The organism is Pseudomonas sp. SST3, from assembly GCF_003325755.1.
On the sequence record NZ_QORI02000013.1, the window covers coordinates 112,839 to 126,559 of the forward strand.

Consider the following 13,721-nt stretch of genomic DNA (forward strand, 5'->3'; position numbering starts at 1 on the left):
TTTTTGCCTTCACGCGAGCGATCATTCCGTCTCTCCTGAAGGACTCATCAATGGCATCAGCTCCCTCTTCGGCCAACGCAGGCCCCAAGGCTCAAGCCGCTTTCTCGAGGCGGATCCTCCCCGGTATTGCCTGCCTGTTAGCTGCTGCCCTGCTCGCTGCGGCGATTGCAGTCATCCAGATTGCCCGCACCATCGACCGTGACGCATTGACCCAAGAGCATTATCTGGCAGGCAAGGCATTCGAGGCGCATCTGCTGGGCATGTCCCGGCATGTCGCTGACAATGCTTTCTGGGGCGACGCTTACGCTAACCTGAGCAAACAGGTCAATCTGGACTGGGCTTATGACCAGGCAAACCTCGGCCCCTCACTGCATGAAGATTTCGGGTATGACGCGGTGCTGGTGGTCGACGCCGAAGGCGATACGACTTACTCGGTGATCCGCGGGGAGCTGGCGCAGGTCGATGCACGCCAGTGGCTCGGCAACGGGCTCGACACCCTGCTTGCCCAGGCTCGCGAAGCGGTCGAAGAGGAGGACACCGCGGCCGGCCTGCTGTCGGCGGAAGGCCGGCCTGCCATGGTCGCTGCGGCCGTGATGACACCTGGCGGCAGCGATATCGAAGAAATGGATGGTCCCGCGTCGGTCTTGTTGTTTGCCGATGTAATGGATCCTGGCTGGTTGCTCGCCCTGGGCGAGGAATATGCCATCGAAGGGCTACGCGTCGATGACGAAGCCTCCCGAAACAAGCACGCGCTTGTCGACCTGCAAACGCTTGATGGGACAACCCAGGCATTTACCTGGCAGGTATCCCGGCCGGGCCGCTACCTATTGTGGACTACCCTGCCGGTACTTGCGGCGGTCACTCTCGGTCTCGGGCTGCTGGCCTGGTTGCTGCTGCGCCAGGCGCTGAAAACCGTAAGGCTGATGGAAGCCAGCTACAAGCGACTATCCAGAAGCCGTACGGCACTGGCAGCGAGCGAAGAGCGCTTTCGCGACGTGGCCGAAGCCGCGTCCGACTGGATCTGGGAAACCGACCGGAACGCTCGGCTGACCTACCTCTCCAGCCGCTTCGAGGAAATTACCGGGCACGAGCCTGCCGCCTGGATTGGCCGGCCCTTGATCGACCTATTGATCAGTGATCATGCGGCGCTAGAGAACGGGGTTTGGGGAGCAATGGAACCAAAAACCAACGTAAGCTCTGAATCCCACCGTAAAGGGGCTTTCCGATCTCCAGCTCACCCGCCAGGCATTACTCTCTGATCAGTGCCTCGATGATCGGGCAGATCGTTCCGCCGTCTCCCGCATCACATTGCTGCACCAGTTCGCCTAACAGTTGCTGCATGACGACCAAGTCGGCCATCTTCTGCTCGATCAACGCGAGCTTGCGTGCAGCCCGTGCTCGCGTTTCGGCACAGGCGCACGACTCATCCAGCGTCAGCAGTCCACCGACTTCCGAGAGCGTGAAACCCAGCGCCTGAGCCCGCTTGATGAAACGCAGTCGCTTCACCATGTCCACCGGATAGCGCCGATGGCCACCCAAGGGTTTGGCTGGTTCATCCAGCAGCCCGCGTCGCTGGTAGTAGCGGATCGTCTCGACGTTCACCCCGGCGGCGTCTGCCAGCTTGCCAATGGTCAGCTCTGTGGCCATCACTTTCTCCTTGATTCCGTACTTTGGTACGGAGTTTAGAATAGCACCTAGGCAATCAGGCTCAGGAGATGGGAATGGGGATGCAACTCACCGGGAAAGGCTCGCTGGTCGCGAGTTCGCTGACCGCCATCGGTGCGTCGGTGTGCTGTGTCGGGCCACTGGTGCTGTTGGCACTCGGTGTCGGCGGTACGTGGGTGGGCGCTCTGACCATGATGGAGCCACTACGCCCCCTCTTCATCGGGTTGACTCTACTGTTCCTGGGATTGGCATTCCGCAAGCTCTACCTGGTGCCACAGGTTTGTACGCCAGGTACACCCTGCGCCGATCCGCGCACGCTCGTGCGACAGCGACTCGTGTTCTGGATCGTCAGCGTGCTGCTGCTCGGCCTATTGGCCGTGCCGTGGCTCGCCCCGCTGTTCTACTGAAGGAGATTAACCATGCGCAAACTGCTGATCGCCGTGCTTTTCGCCTTGCCCTTCGTGGCGCTGGCGGCTCCCCCGAAAACCGTCACGCTCGACGTGCAGAACATGACGTGCGGACTCTGTCCGATCACGGTCAAGAAGTCGCTGGAGAAGGTGTCCGGCGTGAGTGACGTCCAGGTCAATTTCGACCAGAAGACGGCGACCGTCACCTACGATCCCGATAAGGCCCAGCCCGAGGCACTGACTGAGGCGACCGCGAACGCGGGATACCCCTCCACAGTGCAGAAGTGAGGTCACGATGAGCGCCATTGTCCTTGAGTCCGTGCTGACTTGCCCGCGCTGCGGCTTCGCCAAGCCGGAAACCATGCCCACGGACGCCTGCCAGTTCTATTACGAGTGCAGCAACTGCAAGGCGCTGCTGCGCCCCAACCCAGGGGATTGCTGCGTTTTCTGTTCGTTCGGCTCGGTGAAGTGCCCGCCGATCCAGCAGCAGCTTGGGTGTTGCTCATAGCGTTTAGGGGGATCACAGGTCGTCGTCTGGATTACGCAGTGGCCGCAGCTCGCCGCGCGCAACTTCTTCCGGTACCGCAAAGGAATACCGCCCGAGCATGTTGATGTGCTCGTAGATCAGCGGCGATAGCCGGGCCAAATCCTCTTCCAGCACTGGATAGCCGTGCTGCTTGAGCCGTTCCACGGCCGCCGTCATGTAGAGGGTGTTCCACAGCACGATGATGTTCACCACCAGGCCCAGAGCACCGAGCTGGTCTTCCTGGCCTTCGCGGTAGCGCTGGCGGAGCTCGCCGCGTTTGCCGTGGAACACGGCGCGGGCCAGGCTGTGCCGGCCTTCGCCTCGGTTCAACTGGGTCAGGGTGGCGCGGCGCTTGGACTCGTCGTCGATATAGGTCAACGTGTGCAGAGTCTTTTCGATCCGCCCGAATTCGGCCAGCGCCTGGGCCAGCCGGGTGGGTCTATCTCCCGTTTGCAGCGTGCGCATGATGCCAGTCGCCGGCACCCGGCCGAGTTTGAGCGAGCCGGCCAGGCGCAGCAGGTCGTCCCAGTGCTCGGCGATCAGGTCGAGTTTGACCGACTGGCGGGCCAGCCCGTTGAGCTTGCCGTAGTCCGCGTCCGGGCGCGTGCGCCAGAAGCGGGTACCGCCGACATCGGCCAGCCGCGGACTGAAGTGGTAGCCAAGTAGGCGGAAGAGCCCGAACACCACATCGCTGTAGGCCCCGGTGTCGGTCATGATTTGCGTCGGCTGCAACTCGGTCTGCTGTTCCAGCACGACCGCCAGCAACACCAGGCTGTCGCGCAGCGTGCCGGGCACGGTGATGGCGTTGAGGCCGGAGAATTGGTCGGAAATCAGGTTGTACCAGGTGACACCCCGGCCGGTGCCGAAATACTTCGGATTGGGGCCGGCATGCACGGTGCGCACCGGTACGACGAAGCGCATGCCATCGGCGGAGGCGACCTCGCCGCCACCCCAGACTTGGGCCAGTTCCAGTTGGCTTTGCGCTCCGACCAGGATGGCGTTAGCCGCTGACAGGGTGTCGTCGCGGATATAATTCTGGCTGACCCAGGACAGCCGGTCACGGCGCAGCGCCGGGTTGTCGGTGCGGATCAAGGGCTCCAGGCCGGTGTTGCAGGCCCCGCCCAACAGCACCGCGCAGAGGCTGGTGACCAGGTTGTCGGCGCGTGCATTGCGTTCGGAGACATGGGTGAAGGCCTCGGAAAAGCCAGTGCGGGCGGCGATTTCCAAGAGGATTTCCGGCAGATCGACACGCGGCATCAGGTCAGACACGGCCGCCCGCAGTTGCAGCAACGAGCAGGGCTCGTCCAGCTTGTCCAGCGCCCCGAGCGACAGTTCGGTCTTGCCCTCGGTGTTCTCGCTCAGTTGAATCGCCGGGTTGTCGGGCAGGCGCGCGGCTACTGCCAGCCAGGTTGCATCCAGCTCGACGGACAAGGCGTCCAGGGTGGTTTTGGCGTCGATGGTCAGGCCCAGTGACCGGCAGATGATCGGTCGCGCCGCCAGCCATTCGGCACCGTCGAGCAGGCCAAGGCGCGGGTCGGCATAGCGCCAACTGGGCGAGACGAAGACATCGCGGCGGCGCAGGGCCGTGCGCAGCGCATCGAGCGTGCAGAACACATAGGCACCCATGTCGAGGGAGCCATCTTCGCGGGTGATGTGCTTCTGCCAAGCCTTGGCCACGATCTCCTGCGGCGCGTCATCCTCTGGCTTCCGGCGCGGCAGGTTCAGTTGCAGCCACTCCAGACTAGCCGCCACGCCCTTGCCGGCCGGGCTGAAGCCGAAGCGGATGTGCTTGAGCAGGTCGGGCAGGAAGCGGCGCACGCTGCGGTAGCGCGCTTCCAATGCAAGAAAATAGACGTCATCTACCGGGCGGATCAGCGCGTTGACCTCTTCCAGGGCCTTTTCCAGGGTGGTCCTCGGCAGGTCGTTGAACAGCCGGGCGCGCACGTTGTCATCGCTGATCGAGCTGTCCAGCACGACCTTGCACGCGGCGGCGAGCGTCGCGGCCGACCGATCCAGGTCTTTCAGGCTGCGCATGCGGGCTTTCTTGTCGGCCTTCTCCGCGTTGCTGAACAGGTCGCGCAGCAAGGCCTCCAGGACTTCCAGTGCGTCGTCGTGCGCAGTCGCCTCCAGGCAGAGTGCGAAGGCCACCAGTGTCGCCATCCGCCGCGACGCCGGCAGCCGATTAATCGCGGTGACCTTGGCCGTGTTGGCGAAGCGGGCCAGGGCGGCGATACGGCTGGGAGGGATGTGCGCCGCCGCCGGCAAGGTGATGCCGATGCCGCGCACGTCATCGAGCCGGCGCAGTGCCCGAATCAACGCGGGGCCACTGACCATGACCGGGCCGGAGCGCAATTGATCCAGCCGGGAGCTGCGGTTGCCTTCGGCCACCGTCAGCAAGTCTTGCAGTTGCAATCGCTGTTCCTCAGTCACGCTGCGGCCCAGCGTAAACCAGAGGCGTTCTTCGACCCGACTGCGCAACTGGGCGATAAAGCGCTCTAGTTGAGACACACCAGGCAGGAGGACTTTCTGTGTGAACAGCCACGAGGTGGCTCGCTCAAACAGCACTCCCGGCCGGTCGGTGCCCGTCCAGCAGAGGGCATACAGCCAGCGGCTCAAGCGAAAGCCGATGCCCGGATCGGTGAAATGACGATAGCCAAAGCGGTTCTGAATATCGGTGGCATGTATCCAGCGGCGATGATCGCTATAGCGCTGGAGGCAGTCGGGGTCTGGAATCGCCAGTTGTCGGCAAAGCACCTGCAGGACTTCCACCGGCACGGCGGCGGGCTTGTCCGGCAGAACGCCAACGAAGCGGACGGTGGTCAGCAGAACGGCATAACCCAGACGGTTATGGTTACCCCGCAGCACCTGGATGGCTTCACGGTCTTCATCGCTCAGGTGGAAGTAACGTTCCAGCTCTTCACGGCTGGGCGAATCAACATAGCGGCCAAAACCGTCGCGTTGCTCTTGAGTCAGAAAACCGACCGGCATTGATCACAGCACCTCGACGCAGAACACGGCGGGCGTGACGATCCGCGTGCGTTCGATGTGCCCGCGTTGCAGCAGGCCGGCGCGGCGATCACCGGTTACCAGGTAGTCCGCATCGCCCGCCAAGGCCATGGCCAGCAAAAACGAGTCATCCGGATCATCGGCTTCGACCTCGATGGTCAGGCGCTCCAGTACCACAGCCCGTTGCAGGTTATTGATCATGGCGCCCACCTTGGCGGGCTGTAGGATGGCCTGAAGCTTGGGATAGCGGCTGGCTCGACGAATTTCATCGAGTTGCATCCGCGAGGTCACCACCTCGAAACGCGCCGCCCGCCAGGCACGGTAGATCGCATCGGGCGCGCCATGTGGCGAGATCAGGGCGCTGAACAGGATGTTGGTATCCAACACGACCCGCATCAGCGCTTACGTGCCCAGTCGAGCGCTTCGTCAACCGCGTTGGTCAATTCTGCCTCACTCAGATGGGCGTTAGCGGCCTTGGCCTGCTCAGCGCTCAGCTCCAGGATGTGTGCCCGTACCGCTTCTTCGATGAAGCGCGACAGGTCGCCCTTACGGCCGCCGCCCTGGCTGGCCAGAAACATCCGAAGCGACTGGTCGGTGTCGGCCGAGACGGCGACATTCCAGCGAATGGTATTCATAGCGTTCTCCGCTAATAGGTGTTTGTGTGTTTATACGCCAATCACAAAGGGCGATGCAATGGTTCGACAAAACGAAGGTTTTGCCGAACTCTATCGAGGAATGGCTCGGTTCGTTAAGCTCCCCGCGCTACGGTTCAAATAACTGGTACGCTTAATCAAAGTTCAACTATTACTAACGTAGTCGAGTAAACAGTACTTTTGATGAAGATCGGTTATGCGCGAGTGAGCACTCGGGATCAGAAAGCCGACCTACAAGTCGATGCCCTGAAACAGGCCGGGTGCGAACGCATCTACCAAGACATCGCCAGCGGCGCGAAAAGCGCCCGGCCGGAGTTGGACAAACTGCTGGCCAACGTGCGGCCGGGTGATGCCGTGGTGATCTGGAAGCTGGATCGCCTTGGGCGTTCCCTCAAGCACCTGGTCGAGTTGGTCGGCGAGCTGGCAGAGCGCAAGGTCGGCTTACAGAGCCTGAATGACCCCATCGACACCACCCACGCCCAAGGCCGCCTGGTGTTCAACCTGTTCGCCTCGCTGGCGGAGTTCGAGCGCGAGCTGATCCGCGAGCGGACTCAGGCGGGTCTGTCGGCCGCACGGGCGCGTGGCCGGATCGGTGGCCGTCCCAAGGGCCTGCCAGCCAAGGCTGAGGCCACCGCCATGGCGGCCGAAACCCTCTACCGCGAAGGTCGCCTGAGCGTCAGCGCGATCGGCGAGAAGCTGCACATCTCCAAGAGCACGCTGTACAGCTACCTGCGCCACCGTGGTGTCGAGATCGGCGCGTACCAGAAGAGCGCCAGGTCACGCGACCAGCAGCCTTCGGCCGCGTCGCCGGCAGAGCCGCCCGCCGCCGAGCGGGTGGCCACCGTCACCCTGCGCCTCGCGGTGGTGAATAACAGCAAGTTCGTGCGCGGCCGGAAGCGGGCCACGGAGAACATTGAGCGCTACTGCCTGGAGCCCTATGGCATGAAGCGGCTGGATGCCGGCCACTATGAGTTGACCATTCCGTATCGGAGCGACGATGAGCTGGACAAGAGCGTGCATGACCTGCTGACCGAGATCAGCCAGGAGGCCGACATGCGCAACTGTTTTGTCGAGATGGGCGCCTGGGAAGAAGACACCGAAAAGCGTTGGTAGGGCTTACGTTGGTTTTTGGTTCCATTGCTCCCCAAACCCCAGAACTGGCTGGCCGCACCGCACAGAGCTCCGCTGCGCTGCAGCTATCAGGCAGCGAATGCTTGCGAGCGGACCTGTCGGCTATCGGCTCGGGCGATCTACCGAAGCGATCAGCTAATGGGCTACCGAGGAACAGCAAGCGATATCACCGAAGAGACCCGCGCTCAGGCACGCATCCAATACCTATCGCAGCACGACGCCCTGACCGGCCTGCCTAACCGCAACCGTCTACGCGACTACCTGGAAGCCAAGCTCGCCTCCCTCACAAGCGAATCCAGGTTAGCGGTGCTGTACATCGACCTGGATCGCTTCAAGCCGGTGAACGACACACTGGGCCACGGCGCCGGTGATGAGGTGCTGGCCGGCGTGTCCAATCGCCTCAAGCAATGCATCAGAGGCGATGACCTGGTGGCGCGGCTGGGCGGCGACGAGTTCGTCCTGGTGATGAGTCGCCTGCAGCATAATGAAGACGTCGAAAAGCTATGCGCCCGTGTTGTCGACGCCATCAGCGAACCCTTTTTCTATGAGAACAAGTCGATTCGTATCGGCGCCAGCATTGGCATCGCCGTGGCACCCATCGATGCGGCTCACGCCAACGAACTCCTGCGTTGTTCGGATATTGCGCTTTACCAGGCCAAGGCTGACGGCAAAGGAACCTGGCGGTTCTACGGCAGCGAGATGGACAACCGCCTACTGGAGCGGCGGCAACAGGAAGATGAGCTGCGCCAGGCTATTGCCGAGGGCCAGTTCGAAGTGCATTACCAGCCACGCTATTTCAGCGAAGGCATGCGCATCAACGGCGCGGAAGCCTTGCTGCGTTGGCGGCACCCCGCTCGTGGGTTGCTGCTGCCCGAGCATTTCATTCCGCTGGCCGAAGAAACCGGACTGATAGTCCCGCTCGGTGAATGGATCCTGCGTCAGGCCTGTATCGAAGCCACGGGTTGGGCGAGCCCGCTCATGGTCTCAGTCAACCTATCGCCGCTGCAGCTACGCAGCGATGGGCTCTCCGGCATGGTCAGAACTGTTCTGGAAGAAAGCGCACTACCAGCCAGCCGCCTTGAGCTCGAAATAACCGAAACGGCGCTGCTTCAGGAAAATCAGCGCACTCTGGACGTACTCAATGAACTGAAGGCAGTCGGCGTACGGCTCGCCATGGACGATTTCGGGACCGGTTATTCGTCACTGAGCAACCTGCGCAATTATCCGTTCGATATGATCAAGATCGACGGCAGCTTCGTCGCCGGCATGGCGCATTCGCCCGCGGATCACTCCATTGTCAAAGCACTCATCGACCTAGGCCGTGGCCTGCGCATGCGCGTCACGGCCGAAGGCGTGGAAACCTCGGAGCAGTTGACGCGACTCGTTGCCGATGGCTGCGGTGAAATTCAGGGATTCCATATGAGTCATCCGCTCCCGGCAGACGAACTGCGCGCCCTGCTCGCCGGCGTTGACGGGACCGAACCCCTGAGCCGGAGCCCTGCAGACACGAATCGAGCGGATCAACGTTTGAGTTCGAAGTTGATCTGAGCCCCATCGATCAGCGCTTCATCCTGCTCAAGCCCCGGCAGAAGACGACCGCTCATTTGCAGCGACCGAGAGTCTTCACTCGATTCGAATAAAGGCGGCAATAAGCGAATGGTCGCCGTGTTCTGATCCGGGTCGAGCTCTTCCGCCCAGTCGCTGGGGAGGCTCAGATCTAGCTCCGGCTCGGGTAACTCAACCTCTTCCACCGCAACCTTTTTCTTCGCCGCTTCCCGGACCGGGACGACCGGCTCGGGCTTGGGCTCAGGCACCGACACAACTCGTTCGGATGGCAGCTCCTCGGAATCTTCTCCGGCAACTGATTCAAGCTCAATTTCGATATTCGGAGGCTCGCCACCCTCGCTTTCGACAGAGCCGAGCGGCGATGCAGGCGCACGATTGCCAGCATCAGCCTGAACCTCAGGTTTCGCTGGCGGGCTAGGTTGGGAAGGCAGCTTATCGCCGTCACAGGCCCCGAGAAAAGGCAACGCGAGCAGCAAACTCAACCATTTCATAGGGCAATTTCCTCACTCACTCCGGTTAGCTCGATTGCCGACACAGCTCCCCTGCCAGCTCGCCAAGGGTTTTCAACGCCCGTTCCGCCTCATCCGTCCAGGGCAGCCCGCAATTGAGCCGGACACAGTGGTTGAACTGCTCGGTGTTGCTGAAAATCAGACCTGGCGCGATGCTGATCCCGCGCTTCAGCGCCTGCAGGTGCAGCTCCTTGGTATTTACCCGAGCCGGCAGGCTCACCCACAGAATGAAACCGCCAGAGGGGCGTGTCATCTGTGTGCCTTCGGGGAAATAGCGCTGAACCGCCAGCTGGAAAGCACTGAGATTCTTTCGATACTCGTGGCGGATATAGCGCAGATGACGATCATAACCACCGTTCTCCAGATAGGCAGCGACCCCCATTTGCGTGACGCTGCAAGCCGAATGCGTACTGAAGGTCTGCAAGCGCTGTATCTCCTCACGGTAACGGCCGGGAATGATCCAGCCGATACGTACACCAGGCGAAATCGTCTTCGAGAAGCTCGAACAATAGATCACACGCCCGTCACGATCATTGGATTTGAGCGCCTTGATTGACCCCACATCGAACAACAGCTCGCCGTAGATATCGTCTTCGACAATCTGGATATCGAAATTCGCCGCCAGTTTCAGCAGTTGCTTCTGCCGTGCGTCGGGCACGCTGCCTCCGAGCGGGTTGCTCAACCGTGCCGTTAGCACTAGCGCCTTGATCGGCCACTGGCTTGCCGCGAGTTGCAACGCCTCAAGGCTGAGACCGGTATCCGGATCACATGGGATCTCGATGACCTTCAGCCCAAGCAGGTCGGCCAGTTGAAGCAAACCATAGTAACTGGGCGATTCGGCTGCGATCAGGTCGCCAGGCTTGGTCAACACGCGCAAGGACATCTGCAATGCATCGACGCAGCCATGGGTTATCACCACTTCGTCCGGCCCGACGATGACTCCCGCGTCACGCATGCGAATTGCCACCTGCCGGCGCAACGGTTCGTAGCCAGGACTGAACATATAACTGAACGCCCGCTGGCTCTGGAAGCGGGTGACCTTGGCAAGTTGCTGATGCAACGCACGAGTCGGCAGATAGTCTGCATGAGGCACGGCGGCACCTAACGGGATCAGCCCGTCGCGACGCGACTCGCTGAGTACTTGGTTGATGATACTGCTGCGCGTAACCAGCGTCGGCCGCTCGACCTGGGCGATGTCCGGGGTAGGCGCCGTCAGCGCTGGCGTGTGATGAACATAAAAGCCCGATTGCGGGCGGGCCCGGATCATCCCTTGATCTTCGAGGTTGGCATAGGCCTGCAGAACGGTCGCGTGGCTAACGCTCAGCTGCATGCTCATCTTGCGCACCGAAGGCACACGTTCGCCCGGACGGTAAACGCCTCGTCGAATGTCTTCGGCAAGTTGATGCGCGATGCGCTGATAAAGCAACAGATTGGTCATTTCGTCCGTCTCCGCCAACTGAACCATAACAGTAGTACAACACCGTAATGCACAACCAATACAGTTAGCAGTTAACTCGCCGACACAGTCGGTTACCTTGCCTTACTCCATACGCACTGCATCAACGGGAGTTATTCAGTCGTCCCTGCTCATCGGAAAACAGAATTTCGACCCGCCTGTTTTGCGCCCTCCCCCGCGCCGATGCGTTTTCGGCGACGCGATGCTGCTCGCCGTAGCCGACCACTTCCAAGCGCTGAGCGTCGACACCGAGGCTTTGCATGAAGTCGCCCACCGCCTGTGCTCGAGCCTTGGACAAGGCGAGGTTTTCCGCCGCGTCGCCCCGATTATCGGTGTAACCCTCGATCCGGACCTTACGCTTAGGATTAAGCTGGAGGAAATGTACGACCTGAAGCAGCGTACGGTTGGCGGATGGGTCCAACTCGGCGCTGGCCGCCTTGAACAGCACGTCCCCGAGCGTCATTACCAAACCGCGATCGGTTTCAGCGGCCGCCAGGCTGATCATCTGTTCTTCCTGCGAGTGATCCTGGTACTGCAGACCGATCAGCTTGGCCTCCTGCAAGGCTTGACGCAGACGCTCCCGCTCCATGTTCAGCTGGGTAGCGCGCCGTTGATTCTGAGTCTGCTCGCTGTGCTGCCGAGCGATCTCGCTATAACGCTGGCTGAGATAGGCGTAATGCCCGACATCCTCGGCACTGCCCCAGTAGCCGGCAAAACGTTGGGCTCTTTCAAGCGACTCAGCCGCACGCATCACGTCCTTGGGCGCTTCACGGAGGATCTGCAGATCTTCACTGACGCTTTGAAACGTACTGGAAGCCTGCTCCAGCTGCCGTTGCGATTCCTGCGATGCGCACCCCTGCAGCCCGAAAAGCGCCACCAGCAATACGGAGGAGAGAAGAACGGGCTTCACTGCAGATCTCCCAATTGTTCGCGTAGCCGTGCGATGCGTCGACTCAGCTCTGACAACTCCTGCTGGCTCTTATCGTTCAGGACGCGGGCCTCCGCCAGCCGGGCGTCCAGCTCCGCCTTCTCCGCTAGCCGGCGGGCCGCCAGATAATGCTTTCGCTTCATAGCCGTGATCGCAGCCATGAGTCTCTGTTCGGCCAGCACCAGTTCAGGTGTCTGCTCCGATGCGCCTACTGAACGCGCCTGGATCACCGCCTGCTCAGTGAGGCGCAACTGCTCGGACGGTGCCGGGTCGCTGGCGCAGCCGACCATCACCGACAGCACGAGCATGCAGGAAAGATGTTTTATCAAGAGAGAGGTCCTAGCGTTGCGAATTGCTTGTTGGCACCGGTTGCTGCTTCCAGCGCTCAAGGTTCTTCACCAACAACTGCTGAGGCACCCCGGCGGCGCGCAATTCTGTCATTTTGGTCGCGAGCTGTCCGCGCAGCCAAGGCCCATTACAGGCCGAGTCGTGTGCCACCGCGAAATGCATGCCGCGGCTGGATACGGGAGGTTCGAGCCGCTGTATAGCTTCGAGTAGACCCTGAGAACCAGCCTGTGCCACCACACTGTATCGCTCATGCAACACATAGTCGGTTTTGCCTGCCAATAACCTTTGCATGGCTTCGGCCAGGCTGGGTGCCGAGCGTAACTGAAGGTTTTGTTTGGCATACGCCTGGAGCTCATTGCCGAAGCGCGTCGTCGCAACATAGGTACCCGAGCGCCCCGCCAGTTCCTCACGACTTGAATAGAGAAAACCCGGCTCATTGCGTACCCAGGCGGACATTTGCAAGGTCGCGATCGAGGGATGTATGAAATCCAGATGAGCCAAGTTCTGTAGATCGAGCTGCGCATCGGCCAACAGATCGACCCGACCGCTGCGAACTTCTTCCAGCGCTTTGGCTGCATCGCCCGTGTAGAGAAGCTCGAGCTTCAGATCGAGTGAGTCGGTGATCTCCTTCAGCAGATCGGCATTCGCGCCGACCAGACGCTTGGGATTCTGTGGATCACGCCACAGGAACGGTGGGTTGTCCGCTCCACCGGTCGCAATCAACCGGTCACACTTCGTAGCCGCCGCGCTCGCCACGACGGGGGCAGCCAACAACAAAGCGATCAAGGCGGATTTCAGCGGAGCGGCACAGCGCATGGAGAACCTCATCGTTCGGGATCGGGCAGGCATTTGTCAGAGCAGCCGGAATGTTACCACTGGCCAGCACAGCCGAGCGCCCACAAAAAACCCGCTACGAGAGCGGGTTTTTATGAAGCGGCTCGGTTAGACGAGCTTCTCAAGCTCCGGCACGATCTCGAACAGATCGCCCACCAGACCGTAATCGGCAACCTGGAAGATCGGTGCTTCTTCGTCCTTGTTGATCGCAACGATCACTTTGGAGTCCTTCATGCCCGCCAGGTGCTGAATCGCGCCGGAGATGCCGACCGCGATGTACAACTGTGGTGCGACGATCTTGCCGGTCTGACCGACCTGCATATCGTTAGGCACGAAGCCGGCATCGACCGCAGCGCGTGAGGCACCAACGGCAGCACCAAGTTTGTCGGCCAGCGAATAAAGATGCTTGAAGTTTTCACCATTCTGCATGCCACGCCCGCCGGAGACGACGATCTTGGCAGCCGTCAGCTCAGGACGATCAGACTTGGCCAGCTCTTCGCCGACGAACGCGGAAACACCCGCATCGCCAGTACCGGATACCTGCTCGACGCTGGCCGAGCCACCTTCGGCACTGACCGGATCGAAACCGGTCGCACGCACGGTAATGACCTTGATCGCAGCGCTGGATTGAACAGTCGCGATGGCGTTGCCGGCATAGATCGGGCGCTTGAAGGTATCAGCGCTCTCGACGG

At 61.2% G+C, this 13,721-nt stretch carries 15 protein-coding genes and 1 pseudogene; 6 read left to right on the top strand and 10 right to left on the bottom strand.

Annotated elements, in window-relative coordinates:
- Positions 1–50 precede the first annotated feature (50 nt).
- Complete coding sequence (locus tag DQ405_RS15130) at positions 51–1,259, top strand: CHASE4 domain-containing protein (protein ID WP_168424979.1); 1,209 nt, start codon at positions 51–53, stop codon at positions 1,257–1,259.
- On the opposite strand, the gene merR is transcribed toward DQ405_RS15130, so the two are convergent.
- Positions 1,249–1,647, bottom strand: coding sequence for an Hg(II)-responsive transcriptional regulator (gene merR / locus DQ405_RS15135; RefSeq protein ID WP_003089120.1), 399 nt, complete (start codon positions 1,645–1,647; stop codon positions 1,249–1,251). The two genes, DQ405_RS15130 and merR, sit on opposite strands and share 11 nt — an antisense overlap.
- Positions 1,648–1,721: 74 nt before the next feature.
- Here merR and DQ405_RS15140 point away from each other — a divergent pair, with 74 nt between their 5' ends.
- The 3 genes from DQ405_RS15140 to DQ405_RS15150 are packed head-to-tail and all read left to right on the top strand — an operon-like array spanning position 1,722 to position 2,580.
- Complete coding sequence (locus DQ405_RS15140; RefSeq protein ID WP_003089115.1) at positions 1,722–2,072, top strand: mercuric transporter MerT family protein; 351 nt, start codon at positions 1,722–1,724, stop codon at positions 2,070–2,072.
- Positions 2,073–2,084: 12 nt separating this feature from the next.
- Entirely contained in the window at positions 2,085–2,360 is a 276-nt protein-coding gene (gene merP, locus DQ405_RS15145; protein ID WP_003150552.1) for a mercury resistance system periplasmic binding protein MerP, read from the top strand.
- A gap of 7 nt (positions 2,361–2,367) precedes the next feature.
- Positions 2,368–2,580, top strand: coding sequence for a GDCCVxC domain-containing (seleno)protein (locus tag DQ405_RS15150; protein WP_003089113.1), 213 nt, complete (start codon positions 2,368–2,370; stop codon positions 2,578–2,580).
- Between the two features lie 12 nt (positions 2,581–2,592).
- Here DQ405_RS15150 and DQ405_RS15155 read toward each other — a convergent pair whose 3' ends face one another.
- The 3 genes from DQ405_RS15155 to DQ405_RS15165 are packed head-to-tail and all read right to left on the bottom strand — an operon-like array spanning position 2,593 to position 6,239.
- On the bottom strand, positions 2,593–5,586 hold the full coding sequence (locus DQ405_RS15155; protein ID WP_003299771.1) for a Tn3 family transposase: 2,994 nt from the start codon (positions 5,584–5,586) through the stop codon (positions 2,593–2,595).
- A gap of 3 nt (positions 5,587–5,589) precedes the next feature.
- Entirely contained in the window at positions 5,590–6,000 is a 411-nt protein-coding gene (locus DQ405_RS15160; protein ID WP_003150546.1) for a putative toxin-antitoxin system toxin component, PIN family, read from the bottom strand.
- Entirely contained in the window at positions 6,000–6,239 is a 240-nt protein-coding gene (locus DQ405_RS15165) for a ribbon-helix-helix domain-containing protein (protein WP_003089107.1), read from the bottom strand. Before DQ405_RS15165 ends, DQ405_RS15160 begins: the two co-directional genes overlap by 1 nt.
- 201 nt (positions 6,240–6,440) lie before the next feature.
- On the opposite strand from DQ405_RS15165, the gene DQ405_RS15170 reads away from it, so the two are divergent.
- Together DQ405_RS15170 and DQ405_RS15175 are read left to right on the top strand one after the other, a co-directional pair.
- Positions 6,441–7,370, top strand: coding sequence for a recombinase family protein (locus DQ405_RS15170; RefSeq protein ID WP_003150544.1), 930 nt, complete (start codon positions 6,441–6,443; stop codon positions 7,368–7,370).
- 39 nt (positions 7,371–7,409) lie between these two features.
- Positions 7,410–8,936: pseudogene (locus tag DQ405_RS15175) on the top strand (putative bifunctional diguanylate cyclase/phosphodiesterase); the annotation flags it as partial.
- On the opposite strand, the gene DQ405_RS15180 reads toward DQ405_RS15175, so the two are convergent.
- From DQ405_RS15180 to DQ405_RS15205, 6 genes are all read right to left on the bottom strand, one after another.
- Positions 8,909–9,445 carry a hypothetical protein gene (locus DQ405_RS15180; RefSeq protein ID WP_168424981.1) on the bottom strand — a complete coding sequence of 179 codons (537 nt, stop codon included), beginning with the start codon at positions 9,443–9,445 and terminating at the stop codon, positions 8,909–8,911. The pseudogene DQ405_RS15175 and the gene DQ405_RS15180 overlap by 28 nt on opposite strands.
- 25 nt (positions 9,446–9,470) lie before the next feature.
- Complete coding sequence (locus DQ405_RS15185) at positions 9,471–10,901, bottom strand: aminotransferase-like domain-containing protein (RefSeq protein ID WP_168424982.1); 1,431 nt, start codon at positions 10,899–10,901, stop codon at positions 9,471–9,473.
- A gap of 121 nt (positions 10,902–11,022) precedes the next feature.
- The gene (locus DQ405_RS15190; RefSeq protein WP_168424983.1) at positions 11,023–11,829 is read right to left on the bottom strand and encodes an OmpA family protein; all 807 of its coding nucleotides are present in this window, start codon (positions 11,827–11,829) and stop codon (positions 11,023–11,025) included.
- On the bottom strand, positions 11,826–12,137 hold the full coding sequence (locus DQ405_RS15195; RefSeq protein WP_168424992.1) for a DUF4398 domain-containing protein: 312 nt from the start codon (positions 12,135–12,137) through the stop codon (positions 11,826–11,828). Before DQ405_RS15195 ends, DQ405_RS15190 begins: the two co-directional genes overlap by 4 nt.
- A gap of 49 nt (positions 12,138–12,186) precedes the next feature.
- A complete protein-coding gene (locus tag DQ405_RS15200) occupies positions 12,187–13,011 on the bottom strand; it encodes a substrate-binding periplasmic protein (RefSeq protein ID WP_168424984.1) in 825 nt (274 codons plus the stop codon).
- 126 nt (positions 13,012–13,137) lie between these two features.
- The coding region (locus tag DQ405_RS15205; RefSeq protein WP_196240174.1) for an electron transfer flavoprotein subunit alpha/FixB family protein at positions 13,138–13,721 on the bottom strand (584 nt) is incomplete at its 5' end.